General features: G+C 65.0%; 15 protein-coding genes. 6 read left to right on the forward strand and 9 right to left on the reverse strand.

Features of this window, described 5'->3' with window-relative positions; genetic code table 11:
* Nucleotides 1-57: 57 nt before the first annotated feature.
* Entirely contained in the window at nt 58-840 is a 783-nt protein-coding gene (locus tag H6718_08555) for a 7-carboxy-7-deazaguanine synthase QueE (GenBank protein MCB9585434.1), read from the reverse strand.
* A gap of 55 nt (nt 841-895) precedes the next feature.
* Nucleotides 896-1,591, reverse strand: a complete 696-nt coding sequence (locus H6718_08560) for a DUF2238 domain-containing protein (protein MCB9585435.1) — start codon at nt 1,589-1,591, stop codon at nt 896-898.
* A gap of 25 nt (nt 1,592-1,616) precedes the next feature.
* Between H6718_08560 and rph the strand changes: the two genes are divergently transcribed.
* The gene (gene rph, locus H6718_08565) at nt 1,617-2,381 is read left to right on the forward strand and encodes a ribonuclease PH (GenBank protein MCB9585436.1); all 765 of its coding nucleotides are present in this window, start codon (nt 1,617-1,619) and stop codon (nt 2,379-2,381) included.
* Nucleotides 2,382-2,445: 64 nt separating this feature from the next.
* On the opposite strand, the gene amrS is transcribed toward rph, so the two are convergent.
* Together amrS and H6718_08575 are read right to left on the reverse strand one after the other, a co-directional pair.
* A complete protein-coding gene (gene amrS, locus H6718_08570; GenBank protein ID MCB9585437.1) occupies nt 2,446-3,534 on the reverse strand; it encodes an AmmeMemoRadiSam system radical SAM enzyme in 1,089 nt (362 codons plus the stop codon).
* A 90-nt stretch (nt 3,535-3,624) separates the two neighbouring features.
* Nucleotides 3,625-4,392 carry a TetR/AcrR family transcriptional regulator gene (locus H6718_08575; GenBank protein ID MCB9585438.1) on the reverse strand — a complete coding sequence of 256 codons (768 nt, stop codon included), beginning with the start codon at nt 4,390-4,392 and terminating at the stop codon, nt 3,625-3,627.
* A 153-nt stretch (nt 4,393-4,545) separates the two neighbouring features.
* Here H6718_08575 and H6718_08580 point away from each other — a divergent pair, with 153 nt between their 5' ends.
* From H6718_08580 to H6718_08595, 4 genes are all read left to right on the forward strand, one after another.
* Nucleotides 4,546-5,583 carry a ferritin-like domain-containing protein gene (locus tag H6718_08580; protein MCB9585439.1) on the forward strand — a complete coding sequence of 346 codons (1,038 nt, stop codon included), beginning with the start codon at nt 4,546-4,548 and terminating at the stop codon, nt 5,581-5,583.
* Nucleotides 5,584-5,646: 63 nt separating this feature from the next.
* Complete coding sequence (locus H6718_08585) at nt 5,647-6,453, forward strand: DUF481 domain-containing protein (GenBank protein MCB9585440.1); 807 nt, start codon at nt 5,647-5,649, stop codon at nt 6,451-6,453.
* Nucleotide 6,454: 1 nt separating this feature from the next.
* Nucleotides 6,455-6,643 carry a CPXCG motif-containing cysteine-rich protein gene (locus H6718_08590; GenBank protein MCB9585441.1) on the forward strand — a complete coding sequence of 63 codons (189 nt, stop codon included), beginning with the start codon at nt 6,455-6,457 and terminating at the stop codon, nt 6,641-6,643.
* 32 nt (nt 6,644-6,675) lie between these two features.
* The gene (locus H6718_08595; protein ID MCB9585442.1) at nt 6,676-7,659 is read left to right on the forward strand and encodes a hypothetical protein; all 984 of its coding nucleotides are present in this window, start codon (nt 6,676-6,678) and stop codon (nt 7,657-7,659) included.
* A 25-nt stretch (nt 7,660-7,684) separates the two neighbouring features.
* Here H6718_08595 and H6718_08600 read toward each other — a convergent pair whose 3' ends face one another.
* Genes H6718_08600 through H6718_08610 form a run of 3 tightly spaced genes read right to left on the reverse strand, consistent with a single transcriptional unit; the run spans nt 7,685 to nt 10,849 of the window.
* Nucleotides 7,685-9,337: a mechanosensitive ion channel gene (locus H6718_08600; GenBank protein MCB9585443.1), complete on the reverse strand. Its 1,653-nt coding sequence runs from the start codon at nt 9,335-9,337 to the stop codon at nt 7,685-7,687.
* A gap of 39 nt (nt 9,338-9,376) precedes the next feature.
* The gene (locus tag H6718_08605) at nt 9,377-9,853 is read right to left on the reverse strand and encodes a hypothetical protein (GenBank protein ID MCB9585444.1); all 477 of its coding nucleotides are present in this window, start codon (nt 9,851-9,853) and stop codon (nt 9,377-9,379) included.
* Nucleotides 9,854-9,856: 3 nt separating this feature from the next.
* Nucleotides 9,857-10,849: a hypothetical protein gene (locus H6718_08610; protein ID MCB9585445.1), complete on the reverse strand. Its 993-nt coding sequence runs from the start codon at nt 10,847-10,849 to the stop codon at nt 9,857-9,859.
* Nucleotides 10,850-10,986: 137 nt separating this feature from the next.
* On the opposite strand from H6718_08610, the gene H6718_08615 reads away from it, so the two are divergent.
* A complete protein-coding gene (locus H6718_08615) occupies nt 10,987-13,011 on the forward strand; it encodes a CHASE domain-containing protein (protein ID MCB9585446.1) in 2,025 nt (674 codons plus the stop codon).
* Between the two features lie 119 nt (nt 13,012-13,130).
* Here the strand turns inward: H6718_08615 and H6718_08620 are convergent, their stop codons facing one another.
* Entirely contained in the window at nt 13,131-14,804 is a 1,674-nt protein-coding gene (locus H6718_08620) for an IPT/TIG domain-containing protein (GenBank protein MCB9585447.1), read from the reverse strand.
* 185 nt (nt 14,805-14,989) lie between these two features.
* Nucleotides 14,990-16,267, reverse strand: coding sequence for a hypothetical protein (locus tag H6718_08625; GenBank protein ID MCB9585448.1), 1,278 nt, complete (start codon nt 16,265-16,267; stop codon nt 14,990-14,992).
* Between the last annotated feature and the right edge of the window lie 27 nt (nt 16,268-16,294).

The raw sequence follows: 16,294 nt of genomic DNA on the forward strand, positions 1-16,294 counted from the left end.
GTTGTATTCTGGAGTCGTGCACTTGCGTTGTGGGCTTACATGGCCCGCCCCCGACACTCACACGCCCCGGCGGCCGCCCCAAAGCTCGACGTGCAGGCGCGTGCAAGCTCTCACGTGTTGCCGCGCGGCAATGGACTCGACGAGCGGCAAGCGTCGCTTCAGCGACTCCGGGTCGGTCGCTTGGGGCATCAGCATCACTCGCTCCCGAGGCCACTCGAGGCGCTCGACCAGGGCTTCGATCTCGCGCCAGTCCTGCTCGCCCTCGACCACCAGCTTGAGCCATGCGCGCCCAGTGTCACCCAGCGCGAGCAACGCGTCGTCTACTATTCGGCGCTTCTCCGGGTCACCGCCGTGGGCGAGCTTCGGGGATACATTCCACTGGTTGACGCGCTCCGCGAGCTCGAGCGTGGGTGCGAAGGTGCCGTTGGTTTCCACTTCGACCACGACGTCGTCTGGCAGCTGGGCCAGCAGCGCGATCAACGCCTTGCTTTGGATCAACGGTTCGCCCCCGGTGATCACGAGGCGCGGCAGGTGCGGTGCGTTGTTTGGGTAGCTCGGGGGCTTGGCGGCGTTCCTCTCCCCCTTGAGGTCTAGATCCGCGAGGAGATGACTCACCTCCTCGGCCAGGTCGTCCACCGAGCGCTCCTTGACCTCGTCGGCGTAGCGAAACTGCTTCCAATCCCAGGTGTACTTGGTGTCGCACCAGCTGCAGCGCAGGTTACACAACGCGAGCCGCAGGAAGACGCAGGGTGCCCCCGTGCTCGCGCCTTCGCCCTGGATGCTGGCGAAGACTTCGCTGATCCTCAGGATGTTGGGGGGGAGGGCGCGCTCGGGATCCATGGGCTAGGCAGTGTTGGTTCTGGCAGTGGTAGTGCGCCACGCGCGTCCAGGCCAGTCACTCGTTGACGAAGACTTTGGCCATCGAGCGATCGTGCAAGCGCCCGAGCAGCGGCAGCGCGATCATCGCACCGAGTTGAGCGAGGAACATATCCCACTGCGCGTCCCAGACGTCGCCTTGGGTCCCGAGGAACGCCGTGCCCTTATCCCCAGCGACGATCAGTGTGACCCACCACTCGAGCAGCTCCCAGAACGCTGCGATCGCCAGCACCACCGAGACCACGAGAAAGTACAGCCAGCCTCCGCGCTGCAGTGGAGTGAGACGCAGCAGCACTTCACGAATGATGAAGCAGGGGAACACCCCAAGCGCGATGTGGCCGATGCGGTCGTAGTGGTTGCGCGCGAGGTGGAAGGTGTCCTTCGCCCAGTTCCCTAGTGGTGTTTCCGCGTAGGTGTAGATGCCGCCGTAGTTGAGGATCAAGATGTGAATGAAGACGCTGATGTAGATCCAGTGAGAGAGCGGGAGCTTCTTGTAGGTGCCGATCATCACGGCGACGCCAATCAGGCCGGGCACCACCTCCAGCGACCAGCTGAAGCGCCCCGCAGGCGGGTTGATCAGGCTGAGCCCCAGGATCAGCGCGCCAACCGCCAGCAAGATCAACGGCAAGCGCTGGTGCCCAGGACGCGCGACGCGCCGCTTGGCGACGCTGGGGTCGGTGGAAGCGGGCTCGGAGACATTCGACTGCGACGCCATGACTTTGCATGGTAAGGCAGGCGCCATGGCTCGTGACAAGCGTGGTGGACGGGATCTGCGAGAGCCGCGTCCCGTCGAAGTGCAAACTGGATTTCATGCCCTGGCGGAGGGCTCCGCGCTGTATCGCTGCGGCGGGACCCGCGTGCTGGTGACGGCGTCGGTGGACGAGAGCGTCCCACCCTTTCTCGAGGGCACCGGCAAGGGCTGGGTCACGGCGGAGTATCAGATGCATCCGCGCGCGAATCCGCGCCGCCGGGAGCGCCGGGATGGTCGTGAGCGGCCCCTCGGCGGGCGAGCACGGGAGATCGAGCGGCTGATCGGTCGCTCGCTGCGCGCTGCGGTGGAGCTCGAGAAGCTCGGGGAGCGCAGCATCCACATCGACTGTGACGTGCTCGAAGCAGACGGCGGGACGCGCACCGCGTCGATCACCGCGGGCTTCATCGCGCTCGCTCAGGCGCTGTACAAGCTGCGTCAGAATCGCCTGCTTGAGATCCCGGTGCTGCGCGATCAGGTCGCCGCCATTTCCGTGGGGCACGTGGATGGGCAGTACGCTCTCGACCTCTGCTATGCGGAAGACAGCACCGCGCGCGTCGACCTCAACGTGGTCGGGACCGCGCGTGGCGGCATGATCGAAATCCAGGGCACTGCCGAGGGCGAAGCCGTGGCGCGCTCCGATATGGACGCCATGATCGATCTCGCGATGGAAGGGGTGACCAAGCTCTGCACCATCCAAGCCGACGCGCTCAAGGGCGCCGGGGTCGAGCTCGAGAAGCTGCTGATCCGTAGGTAGCTCGGCGGGAACCGCCAAGGCTGGGTCCTTGGCGGTCAATCTCGAGCAGCGGAAACCTCGCGAGTCACTCAATACGAATCGGCAGCCGCCGGCGTCCCCAGGCTCCAGCTTCGGTGGCGAAGCGACCCGCGATGGGTTCACCGCAATGGGAGCAGGCTCCGGTGGCTTCGTCGCCGCTGGCGACTGCGTACTCCCCAAGCGCGTACCAGTCGCGCTCGATGAGTCGCGCCTGGCACCTGGGGCAGTACGTCGACTGGCTCTCGGGTTGATGGATATTACCGCAGTACACATGGTGGAGGCCGATGGCCTTGGCCTGATCTCTGGCCCTTAGACACGTTTCCGCGGGGGTACGCTCAGGCCCGGTGAGCTTGTAGTCGGGATGAAAGGCAGAGAAGTGCAGCGGAACGTCGGCGCCGAGGTGCTCGTACACCCAGCCTGCGAGCTGTTCTACCTCGCCTTCGGAGTCGTTCTCTCCGGGGATGAGCAGCGTGGTGACTTCTAGCCAACAGCGCGTCTCGTGTTTGATGTAGCGCAGCGTATCCAGCACCGGGCCCAGCTCCGCGAAGCAGAGCTTCTGGTAGAAGCGCTCGGTGAAAGCCTTGAGGTCGATGTTCGCGGCGTCCATCGCGGCGAAGAACGGTTCCCGCGCGAGGTCGCTGATGTAGCCGGCGCTGACCGCGACGCTCTTCACTCCCTGCTCGCGACATGCGACCGCGGTATCGATGGCGTACTCCGCGAAGATCACCGGGTCGTTGTAGGTGAAGGCGACGCTCTGGCAGCCGTTGCTTCGCGCAGCAGCGGCGATCCGTTCGGGCAGTGCGCGCTCCGAGAGCCGCGCGACGTCTCGCGCCTTGCTGATGTCCCAGTTCTGGCAGAAGCGACAGCCGAGGTTGCACCCCGCGGTGCCGAACGACAGCACGCTGGACCCTGGATAGAAGTGATTGAGCGGCTTCTTCTCGATTGGGTCGATGCAGAAGCCGGTCGCCGCGCCAAAGCTCGTGAGCACGATGTCGTCGCCCTGGCGCTGGCGCACGAAGCAGAAGGCACGCTGCCCATCCTGAAGGCGACAGTGGCGCGGACACAGATCGCACTGCAGGCGCTCGCCCTCGAAGTGCTGCCATCGACCAACCGCCGCCTGCCCGCTGCCTGTCATCGCGCCCTCTCCCCCCAAGAAAACCTCTCAGCACAAAGCATGGCGCACCCGGCGTGTGTGCGCGAGGCCCAGCCGGAAGAGGCCAGAGGCTCAGTCCGTCGCTGGGGCGTCAGCGAATAGGTAGCGGAAGATCATACTGCCGAGGGCCTCACGCAGCGCTTCGGCGCGCGCTTCGGACTTCACGCCGCGCCCTCCGACGGTGAACACCGCGATCTCCTGCGCGGCGATCTGAATCACCTCCGCAGCGGCGACGGGATCGGGAACGTGGCTCTGGGGCACCACCTCACGCACCAGAGCCGCAAGCACCGTGCGTCCCCGGGACTCGAATTCCGCACGGATGCGCGCGACGTCGATGTCTCGCAGTGACATGCCGAGGAACACGCGGTGCAGCTCGGGGTGCTCCGCCGTGTGCTCGAACAACACGTCGAGCACCAGGTCCACCGCCGCTTGCCTGTCGCGCTCCGCGGCGAACACCTCCGGGCTCAAGTTCGCCAGGATGCGCTCATAGGCATCCTCGAGGTGCTCCGTGATCATCTCGATGAACGCCTGACGCTTGTCAGCGAAGTAGCGATAGAAGGTGCCGACGCTGACCCCCGCCTCCTGGGCGATGTCCGTGGTCTGTGCGCTGTCGAAGCCCATGCGCGCGAACACGATTGCTGCCGCGCGGATAAGCGAAGTGTAGGTGTCGTGAGCGCGCTGCTGGGAGAACGAGCGACGATGCCGAGTGGGGGGAGGGACGCTCTTGCTGCGACCGTGAAGGGGCACGACGCGACCGCTCTCCGGTGCATCGTCCGACCCGGCGGGGTCCAGATCGAGCAGCGCGGCCGGACTCTCGGACGGTGCCTTGGGCTTCGACATGAGGGTTATTTAGCTGAAACGGAGTAAAAGTGAAGCCGGCTTCGCTTTTTGTTGGACGGAAGGTGAAGCTCACTTCATCTTTTGGAGGCGAGGCGGGGAGCCACCCTTGTCTCCAGAGATCTCGTCAGCCTGAGGGGCACCGGAGGAGTAGTCATGAGCGAAGCCACGCCGCGGATCGACATCGAGCACATCATGGCGGAGCTGGACGTCACGTTTAACTGGACGTACCAGGAGACGCGCAAGGACCTCCGTGATCTTTACCGCAAGGCAAAGAAGCTCCAGTGGGACGCTGAGGTGCGCCTGGACTGGAGCCAGGACGTTGACATCGAGAAGCAAGCGGTGCCGGACTTCATGCACCCGCTCTTCGGTTCGGACATCTACAACAAGATGACCGAGGCGGATCACGTGGTCATGCGCAAGGAGATGGCCTCTTGGACGCAGTCGCAGTTCCTCCACGGCGAGCAAGGCGCGCTGCTGGCTGCGGCACAGCTCGTGAACTCCGTGCCGGATTTCGACTCGAAGCTCTACGCCGGCACCCAGGTGGTGGATGAGGCGCGTCATGTGGAGGTCTTCGATCGCTACCTCCACACCAAGGTTGGCTTCTCCTACCCGGTGAGTCCCTACCTGAAGAAGCTCCTCGACTTGATCCTCACGGATTCACGCTGGGACATGAAGCTGCTCGGTATGCAGATCATGGTCGAAGGCCTGGCGCTGGCTGCATTCGGTGTGACGGCGAAGACGGTGGAGGAGCCGCTGCTCCGCGACATGACCACCTACGTGATTCAGGACGAGGCGCGCCACGTGGCCTACGGCGTGCTCAGCCTGCGCGACTACTACAACGACGTCAGCGAGAAGGACCGCCAGGAGCGCGAGGACTTCATCTACGAGGCGGCCGTGCTGATGCGGGATCGCTTCTTGTTCCAGCAGATGTGGGAGAAGCTCGGCTACCCCGTCGAAGAGTGCTGCGAGATCGCGATGAACAATGAAGGCCAGAAGCAGTTCCGGCAGATCTTGTTCTCCAAGATCGTCCCCGCGGTGAAGCGCATCGGTCTCCTGTCGGATCGCCAGCGCGAGCGCTTCGCGGCCCTCGACATCCTGCAGTACGAGAACTGGGAGGATCCCTTCGAGAGCCTCAAGCGCGCGGAAGAGGAGCAGGCCGAAGAAGGCCTCGCTGGCGCTGCGGCTGAGTAAGCAGGACTACGGCCAGCGGCCGTCGATTGAGTGAGGCGCGCGTCGTGATCTATATGGATCGCCGTGCGCCTCTCGCCGTTTGTCGCCGTAGCTCTTGGACTGGGCTGTTTTGCCTCGTGTCCGCGCCCCGCTATCGGTCAGGTGGATACCGAGGCGTTACGACGCAAGCTCGGTAGCTTGCAGAGCGACCGTGAGGGGGAACACACGCGCTCCATCACCGCCAAGCTCGATGGCTCGCTGAAAGCGTATGGCGGCAACACCGACGGCGTGGTTTGGGGTGCCAGCCTGCAGCTGGCTGGGCGCACGGGGCGCCACTTGGGCTTTTTTGCGGCCACGGGCGACTACAGTCACCTCGACGGTGAGACCCAGGTGCGCCGCTCCTTCGCTCACGCGCGCTACAACTACGAGCTCAGCGAAGGGCTCTGGTGGGAGCTGTTTGGCCAGCTCGAGAGCAACAAGTTCATTGCCGTGCGGCTACGCGAGCTGGTTGGGACGGGGCCCCGCCTGCAGTTGTTCGACGCCGATGAGCTGCAAGCCTTCTTTGGTACCGCGTACATGCTGGAGCACACCGAGCTCGCAAGCGACGTCACGCCGCCGGATCGTCCCGCCCTGGTGCATCGCTCGAGCAACTACCTCACCTTCAGCTGGTTGGTAGACGAGCGGGTGAGCCTCGTGTCGACGACCTACTACCAGCCGCGCTTCGACGAGCCCAGCGACTACCGCCTGTTCAGCCAGCTGAGCGCGGACTTTGGCGTGGCCACGGTGCTCAAAGCCGGAATGTCGCTCATGCTGCGCTACGACAGCTTGCCTCCGGGCGGGGTGGAGTCCACAGATTGGTCTGTGGTGAACACCCTCGGACTGGAGCTGTGATGTGTTGAGCGAAGAAGGCGCGCGCTGCCCTTACTGCTTCGAACTCGTGGACACCTATCCGGATCCAGGGGGGGGAGAGCACCAACAGTACGTCGAAGACTGTGCCGTGTGCTGCCGCCCACTGGTGATCACCGCGACCTACGATGAAGCCAGGGGTGAGTATCAGCTGAGCGTGGTGGGTGACTTGTGAAGGTGCGTTGGCCAGAGGTTGCTGAGGTCGATGTGTCGACAGCGATCGCGCGCACGCGCGCCATCGCGAAAGCCGTCGCGGATACGCAAGTGCCCTGGGTGGCGACTCACGTCGTGACTGGCCACGCGTTGGTGATGGGCGCCTTGCAGCGTGAGACCCAAGTGCGTTGGCACTTCCCGGACCTGGCGGCGTACCCGGCGGAAACACGGGCGACCTCAGGCGTGAGCGCGTTGGTCTCCGGACTAGCCATTCAGCAGTTGATCGCTCTGCCCACGGTGAACGCGCTCGTAGCGGATGCCCACGCGGGAAACTTCATCAACCGCATGGTGCGGCCCTTTCTGCGCGCTTTTGTCGGCTGTGGCGCTCAGGCGCACTACTTCGGGCGAGAGCACTTCACCTTCTCCAAGCGGCCCGCGGGCGTGCTTGGGCTAGATGTCACTGAAAACGGAGTGTGGGTGCTCGAGGCCTGGGTTGGCGTAGATGTGCCGACGTTTTTACACGCTCCTAAGCCAGATCAAGATCGACCGGACCCGCCCGTCGCTCCCCTTCGCGAGCCGATAGCCCTGCGTGAGGCGCTGAGAATTGCCGGGGGGAAACGGGCGGACGATGCGCCGCGTGACTTAGCCTTGCGCGTTCATGAGCGCTTGTTGAAGGCGTGCGGCCTCGAGAACGCGGCGACTGACTTGTCCGTCAGCGTCGAGCCAGAAGCTGAGCGCACATCCGAGCGGCTCTTTGAATGGTTCGAGCAGCTGGTTCCAATCGGGCTCCTCGAGCTTGGGCGGCATCAGGTTCGAAGCGGAGAGTTCGAGTATCGGCTGGCGGGCGACGTGCTCACCAGCGTCGCCGCCGCGCGTGCGTTCGAGGTGCAATTGGTGAGTTCGTCCGAAGCTGGAGCACACGAGTGCTTTCTTGATGTGCCCTTCGAAGGCGCGGCGCCAGCAGACCTAGACGTCTTGCTGTGGTCTATGCACGGAGGTCGCTACCCGGTGCGCCCTCGACGGCAGTGGCACATCTGATCAGGAACAGTCGGTGTAGCGCTGCTCACGCCTCCTTCGGTTGCTCGCTGGGATTCGCTGGATCTGCGGGCCCCGGCATCTCCAAGCGAGTGCGCGGCAGGTACTTCCCGCCATCGAGCTCCTGCAAGTAGTCGATCAGCTGTTCGCGCACCGCGCAGCCGAGATCGAAGGCTTTGCCCGCATCGACGGCGCTCGCCGTGGCGCGTAGCTGAATGGACTGCTGGGTCGCGTCGTAGACGACCAGCTTGCACACCTCTCCGTCCCACTCGTCACGACTCTCGACGATCGCTGCCAGCTTCTTTCGGACCTTCTCGACGGGCACCCGGTAATCCGTGTGGATCATCACGATGCTGGTCTTTTGGGTGTCGTTCTTGGTCCAGTTCTCGAACTGGTTGTCCAGGAAGAAGGTGATGGGGAAGACGCGCCGCCGTCCGTCCCACGTCTTCATCGTGACGTAGCTCAGGGTGATCTCTTCCACCCAGCCGACGTCTCCCGAGATGTTTACACGGTCACCGATGCGGATCGGCTGAGCGACGGTGATCTGGATGCCAGCCAGCAAATTCGCAACTGATTTCTGCGCGGCAAAACCGATGACCACGGTCAAAACACCGGCTGAGGCCAGCAGTGAGACGCCGACCTTCTTGACGACCTCGAACTGGGTCAACGCCAGGGACAGACCGATGAAGAACACCACACCGTTGATGGCCTGGCGCGCGACCTTCACGCGCATGTGTTGGCCGTGGCGTACCAGCTCTTGGTCTGCCTCTTCGGCGATGGTCATGGAGGCGAGCACGGTGTCCGCGATCACATGAACCACGCGGGTGGTGAGCCAGACGAAGCCTGCGATGAGCAAGGTGCCGACGATGCGCCCGATGGTTCCTTCCGCGGGGATCGAAGGCTTGGTGAACTCCATCAAGGCAGACAGCATCCAGGTGCTGAGCAGCAAACGCATCGGGCCCCGGAGGCGCGTCACCAGCGCGTCGTCGAACTTGTTCGCGGTGCGGGCGGCGAGCTTCGTGGCGAAGCGCAGGATGAAGCGTGTCGCCACCATCGCGCTCAGCAGGCTGAGCACGCTCGCGAGCAAGAGCGCAATCCATTGCCAGATGGCAAGCTGCAAGAAGCTGATGCGATGGGACCAGCGCGGGAGGTAGCGGCCGATCTCTCCGGGGCCGTGCTGCGCGTAGAGGTCCGGGATTGCGGCCACGGTTCCGCGTGAGAACACCCAGACGGCCCCGCCGCCGGCCACGGGCACCCGCTGGAGGCGTATCCCGACATGGGAGTTGTTGAGTGGGATGGTGCCGAGGGTCTCGTTCAGCGCGCCGTCGTCGGGGCGCCCCTGCTCGTCGTCGCTGACGTCACTCAGGTCGATCCACAGGCCGCGATCGAGCACGTAGCGCAGCTCTCGGGCGAGCTCCGCGCCACGCTTGGGCTCCTGAGCGGCGGGGATCCCACGGAGATCCAGCGCGTAGGCGGCGCTCGCGAAGTCGCCTTCGCGGGTGGCGGTGAGGAAGAAGTCGACGGTGCGCTGGGGCGTGGAGCGGTCCAAGCCGGTTGGGGGCTTCGGCAGCCCCGGCTGCGGATTGGCGCTCGCCCCTCCCGCGAGCAGGCAGACGCAGGCGAGCAGCAGGATTGATAGGAACTTTCGCAGCTGCCGCGCGCGGACTTCGAGCTTGGCCATGGGGCGAGACGTAGCAGCGAGCGCGAGCAACGTCGATTGCTACACGCCCGCGCGCAACCGGGCGCCGCGCACTCCGAACAGCGTGGAGTGGTCGGAGGGCAAGATGGGGCCGAGCCCCCAGGAGGCCAGCGCGGCGCAGAATAGCCACGCGAGCGCGGACTCCAGGGGTTCCTCGGAGTCGAGCTCCCACACCCAGGGGCAGCGCTGGGCGAGCTGCGCCATACCGTGTGCCTGGCCACGCTGCTCAGCGGCCTGCGCCAGGCTGAGCGCTGTCTCGTGGTTTGCGCGCTGTTGTAACGCGAAGCGCCCCTCTAGCTCCCCAAAGCGCACGTCCACGGAAAGCCGCGCGGAAATGATCGCTGCCTCGCTCCCGATCCCGCTGCCGAGGTGCGCGTTGTCTTCAAAGCCCGCGACGTCGACATCCAAGGGGCTCGGCAGGCTGCGGCTCACCAGCGTTGCCGCCCTGAGCAGGCCGGAAGGCTCCAACGCGACCTGAGAGAAGACGAGCAGCGGCACCCCTCAATTGGAACTCACCCCGTTGAGGGCGTCCACCACTCGGAACAAATCACCCGTGGCGTAGTGATTGACCGCGATGAAGTTGGGAAACTTGCCGCTCTCCATCTGGCACTGCTGAGCGCGACCGAGCAGCACCTCGTACCGATTGGCTTCGGCGCTGAGCGAATTGTTGGCTAGCGGGTTCTCCACCCAGTGATTCAGCAGGAAGAGCGCGTTGCTTCGGGAGCCGCGGTTCTCGTCACAGCTGAACTCACCCACGTTCTTGAAGGAGTAGGGGGTATCCCAGGCTTCGTCCCACAGGTGTAGGTACCAGCTTGGGGGAGGTGCGCCGTCTTGACCCATCACCACCAGGCGTTGGTCGGTGTCCACTAGTTCACCGAGCGTCGGCCAGGGCGCGCCGCTCGGGTGGGAGTACGTGAGCGCCGTGAGGCCTGTCTGGTCGAACACCTTCGCGGTGTCGCTTGGGCTGACGTAGTCCTCGATCAGGAACGCCAGCACCTCGTTGGGGTGCTGCTCGAGGAAGCTCCTCACAGCGCTCATCGCATCCGCCAGGTCGCGTTTCCCCAGGGAACAATTGGAGTGGCACAGGAACGGCACTCCGTCGAGGTCGTGGGTGTCGAGCAGCATGCCGCGGATCCCGTCGGCGAGCTGCTGCTCCAAGCCGTGTTCTTGGTTTGGGGCGATCCAGCCCTCGTCGGCGTTTGACATCGAGTTGTGAGTGGTCGCGAACGCGACTTGGTCGAAGGGGCGGTCGCACAGCGCTGCGTGGCCGTTGCAGCGTCTTGGGCCGGCACCTGCGGTTCCACCCGTAGTTGTTCCGCCGCTGTTCAGGCTGCCAGCGACGCCAGCGGAGCCGCCGGTGTTCGCTCCGGCGCTGCCGCCGACCGACATCGCACCCTCACCCCCCGATCCCCCAGAGACCGCGTCTTGCTCGGCGTTGCATCCCCACCACACGCCGAGGCAAACCGCCAGGAGCCCCCCGTGTCGCAGTTTCATCACGCAAGCGTAACACGGCTGATCCACAACCAAACGGCTGACCGATGTGCACCACGCGCCAGGACGGGTCCGACGTCTGAAGACGAATCTTCGACGGCGCTCGACCTCTCCAGGGGCCTGCACTAGTGCTTTCTGCGATGGTTGCCCCGTCCAAGCCACCGCTGGGGCCTGAGCCCAGCAGCCTCGCTCGGCGGGCTAGGCGACTGGGGTTGGACCGCGCGACGCTGGTCGTGCTGGTTGGCTTGGTCGCGACCGCGGCAGCCTATTGGTACGCACGGGTGCTCGACCAACAGCGCGAGGTCGCCGCCTTCCGTCAGCACGCGAGGCTCTTCGCGGCTATGTTGCAGAAGCGTCTGGACCGCTCCTTCGAGCTGATGAACACGGTGCCAGCGCTGATCGCCGTGAAGCCGGATTTGAACTCTCGCGACTTCTCGCGCTTCGTGCGTCAGGCTGGCGAGGAGCACGCCGCATTGCAGTGGGCGCCGAAGGTCGCGGAGGGGCAGCGCAAGGAGTTCGAAGCTGCTGCCAAGGCTGACGTCGCGAAGAACTACGAGATCCGCGAGGCAAAGGGCGCCGGCCTGCTGGTGCACGCCGACGCGCGCGCGATGTACGTCCCGATCCTGTTCGTCGAGCCCGCCAACCCAGAGATCCTCGGCTTCGATCTCTACAGCGAGGAGTCTCGGCGTCGCAATGTGGAGCGCGCTCGAGACTCGGGCAAGGCGGTCGTCTCCGAGCGCTTCGAGCTGATTGAGGAGCAGCAACCGGCGCCCGCTTTGGCGGCGTACATCCCTGTGTATCGGCCGGGGCAACCGGTGGCTTCGGAGCAGCAACGTCGAGATGCCTTCATGGGGGTCGTCGCCGGTGTGCTGCGCCCAGGTGAGCTGGTCCCCAATGGTCTTGCTGGTCTCGACGCCGCGACCCTCGACGTGGCCCTGGTCGACCCAGGCGCGAGCAGCGAAGAGGGAGCGCTGCTGTACGAGAGCTCCCTGGGTGCAGAAGTTGGGATCGAGGCAGCGCCCGAGGCGGCGACCTTTCCTGTGCGCCTCGGGGACCGCAAGCTCCGGGCGATGTTCGCCCCAGGTATCGGCTTTCAACGCTTGTCCCCACGCTATCGTTTCCATGTGGCAATAGGCGGCGTGGCGTTGACCTTACTCCTGGCGCTCACTCTTGCGGTGGTGCGCACCCGGCGCGTGGTCAACGCAGCGTCCCGCGCAGCGGAGCAGCTTGGGCAGTACGAGGTGCTCGAGGAAATCGGCCGCGGCGGCATGGGCGTCGTCTACAAGGCTCGCCACTCCACGTTGCGCCGGGCGACGGCCATCAAGCTGCTCACGCGCCCTAGCGAGAGCCTGCGGACGCGCTTCGAGCGTGAAGCGCGGGTCACTTCACGGCTGCGTCACCCAAACACCGTACAGATCTACGACTACGGACGCACTCCGGAGGGCGCGCTCTACTACGCCATGGAGTTCGTCGCTGGCATCAGCCTGTCGGAGCTGGTGAAGAGTGAAGGGCCGCAGTCTCCCGCACGGGTCGTGCACTTTCTCGAACAGATCGTCGGCTCGCTCGCAGAGGCCCACGCGGAGGGGCTGGTGCATCGCGACATCAAGCCGGCGAACATCATGATTCAGAGCAAGGGCGGGGTGCCAGACTTCGTGACCGTGCTCGACTTCGGTTTGGTGCGTGACCTGTCGATGCAGGAGACACTGACCGGCCGCAACGTGCCCATCGGCACTCCTGCCTATATGTCGCCAGAGCAGATCCGGGACGAGACCGTCTCAGAAGCTGCGGACCTGTATGCGGTTGGCGGCCTCGCGTATTATCTCCTCACGGCAACGCCGCCTTTTCAGGCAGCCACGGCCGTCGAGGTCTGTATGGGCCACCTCAACCAACAACCGGAGCCACCGTCGTCCCGCTTGGGGCGCCGGGTGCCACCAGAGCTCGAGGCGCTGGTCCTGCAGCTGCTAGAGAAAGACGTGGCGAACCGTCCCAGTTCGGCGCTCGAGGTGTTGCGACGGCTTCAGCATCTGGAGGGTGTCGCTCCTTGGGACCCCGAGGCGGCGCGGCTGTGGTGGAGCCGCAAGGACAATCCGGAAGTGGAAGTGTTGGAAGGACCGGTGTCGGGCAATCGCCGGACCATCACCGTCGACTTCAGCTCCAGGTCTTGACCTGACGCGGTGTCGGTCGCTTTGAGCGTTGCTGCGCGGAAATGTGCGCACGCGAATTTCGCTCGGTGGCTCCCCTTTCGTATCAGTTGCGAGCCCGAAACACCGGTTTTTCGCTGACCCTATTGGGGGCACTCGAAGGCGCCAATGGCCGTGGGGTCGCGTCGCTGCTCGCCCAGGTAGTCGAAGTCGTCCGGGGCGGCGGGCTTCGGCACCGCCCCACACAAGGCGCTCGCTGCACCGGGTGTAAGGTCGGAATCGAGCTGAGCGTCTCCAAGTCTTGGGCTCGCGTCTTCGGTCGGTGCTCCCATCGTTCCCCAGTGGTTCCCTGCGGCACCAAAAGTCAGCGTGGCCGTCGCTCCTGGCTCGTCAGTGCACGCGTGCCCGGCGCTCAGGATGAATGCGTTGGCCTCGAGGCGCACGGGTATGCTGACTCCGTCGGTGTCCGATCCGACCAGGCACTCGCCGTCGATGGTGTTGTTCCGAATCAAGACTTCCCCGGTGGCCGCGCTCGCGGTTTGATAGATCGCGTAGCGCGCCATCTCGCACACGTTGTCGAACAGCTCGACCTTCGCTGGTGCCCCGCCGCCGGAGGCGACGATGGCGTACTGGTACACGTCGACTGCGTGGTTCGCGTAGTGGGCCAGCGGCGCGGAAGGGTCGACGGAGACCACACGGGCAAGGGCACGAAACTCGTTGTAGCGTTCGACGCGAGCGCCGCCGTTGAACACTTCGGTTCCGCCAAAAAGACCATGAAAGTAGTTCCCGACGACGTCTAGATCCGACGCGTTTTCTCCCATGGCTACGCCGCTGTTCGCGCCTTGGGTGTGTCCAACGGCGCTCACGTCGTTGCCTACCAGCGTCACGTTTCGGCCGTGAACCATCACACCAATGCCAGCCACGTCGGGCAACCGGACGCTGATGTTGCCCAAGCGGGTGTAGCTCTGGTCAACGCGGATCCCGAACGGCTCCCCGCTGAAGCGCGCGAGTGCTCCAGGGTAACCCATCACCTGCACAGGCTCGCTGGCTGAGGGTGCGTCCGTTAGCTTCAGCAACCAAGAGCAGGAGGTGGTGTCAAAGCAGTTGGGAGTTGCGTAGTCGTAGTCACCATCCATCAGGTAGACGAGGTCACCGGGTAGGTACACCGAGCCCATGTCCGACAGCGACATCGGCGTGGTGACGCTCTCGCCGTCTCCGCTTCCGTTCGGCGTCGCGTACCAGATCCGCTTGTTGGTCGCGACGAGCGGCTGCTCGTTGCTGCGTTGATTCCCGGAGGTAACGAGCTGAAGTTGGCCGGCGCCCGCAGGGGTGCCCGGTGGTAGCTGGACCACCACCTTCTTCAACCCGCGGACCGCATCGGCACCCCAGCTGACAGGGGTGAGGGGCTGACCGTTGAACTCCACGCTGCCCTGGGTCGAACCGAAGCCAGAACCGTAGAGGGTCACCAGGGCACCGCCGCCGGCAGGACCGCCGCTGACGGGTGCATGCGTGATATCCGTATAGAAAATTTTCGGAATGGGCCCAGTCGGCGTAGCCCCGCCGCTGCCACCAGCGCCCGCGCTGCCCGCGTCCCCGCCCTGGGCACCACTGCCTCCCGTGGCGCTACCTCCCACGTTGCTGCCCGCCGCACCGCTGCCTCCCGCTGACACGGTTCCGGCGTCGCCCCCGCTACTCGCTCCGGAAGCACCTCCTGCCGCGCTGGTGATCCCCTGCTCAGGACCGATGATGCCGTTGCAGCCTAGGGCGACCAGGGGGAGGCACAAGCACACCCGCTGACAAAAGTAAGAAGTTGTCATTGCTACATCCCAGTTGAGCACAGGCACACTGGGGTTGCACGACGAGCTCACCGAAGCGAGCGCCGCTCGGACTGATCGCAGGTCACCCAAAAGCTCCTTCGGCTTTGGGGGTGAGGGAGCGCCGGGCGACCGACCGCAGGTTGTGAGGGGTACGCCAGTCGAGGGCGCGGGCGGGCTGAGGCGCGCTACAACGCGGGCGGGAACAGGCTGTCGTTGATCAGCGGCGTGGTGGGAGCGTTCCCAACCAGCGTCCAGGCGCCGTTGCCAAAGCGAACCTGCACGTCGATCTGCTTGGTGATCGCGTCGTTGCAGCGGAGCACCATGGCTTCGAAGTCGACCGAGCCAGCAGCGAAGCTCGCTGAAGGTTCGTCCGGGGTGAGATCAGCGCCGGCGAGGCTGTGGACCTCTAGGAACAGATCGTTCGTGTTGTTGCTGCCCACGCCGTCACCGAGCCACGCCCAGAGCGCGTCCTGCACTTGGTCGTTCTGCTCACGCAGGGCGATGTTGCCGCCAGCGTGGGTCAGCGTTCCCCAGTACGTCACGATGAAGTTGAACTGGTCGCTCAGCTCCGTTCCACCGAGCTGGTCAAAGCCGGGCACGTTGCGCACCGCGAACTGGTTGTTTCCGCTCGGATCACTCCAGGTGTCCAAGGGGACGCCAGCGACGATATCGGAGCCCAGCTCTTGCTCCAGGGAGTTGTCCCGCGCAAAGTCCCAGATGGGCAAGCGGTCCGGCTGTAGCTCGAGGGTGCCCTTCCCGCAAAAGGCATCGTAGACCGCGCCACTCGAGGGAAAGACCCGCACGAAGGCCGTCAGACCCGTCTGAGGCTCTGGATAGGGACCCTCGTCATAAGTCTCGGTTGCCCCGTCACGCTCGACCACCAACTGGCGTGGGGAGCCGTCGACGACCGTCACCGTGTAGTCCTTCTTCTCGCCGTTGTTCTGCGGCACTGGCCAGCCCTGGGGCGTGATCACCGTCGTGGAGACACTCGCGCCATCGCTGCCGACGCTGAAGACCCGCATCTCGCGTTTCCTTGCGGGACCGAAGGGGTTCTGCACCTCGGCCCATAGCGTTTGGTCTGCATCGAAAGAGAGCTCGTATGCGCGTTCCACGCCGTTTCGGGTTTGCAGGCCGTGCCACACGGACTGCCCCAAGTCGGCGAGCAGCTCCCCGGCTGGATTACCCCCGGTGCCAGCGTTCCCGCCGCTTCCCGCGACCCCGCCGACTCCGGCAGTTCCACCCATGCCGCCCCCAGCGGCGCCGGCGGTGCCAGCGTTCCCGGCGTTCCCGGCGTCGCCGCCAACCCCTGCAGTGCTGCCTCCCGCTCCCGCGACTCCACCTACGCCGCCTTGTGCTCCGCTGCCACCTGTTCCGCCTCCGCCGTCGTCTCCACCACAGGCAACGAACAGCCCGCATCCAAGGCACACACCGAACACGCTCAACCGCATCATGGGGATCTTCATTGGCTTCTCGCTGGGCCGCGCTTCGCG

The organism is Polyangiaceae bacterium (assembly GCA_020633205.1).
In the GTDB taxonomy this organism is placed as follows: Bacteria; Myxococcota_A; Polyangia; order Polyangiales; family Polyangiaceae; genus JAHBVY01.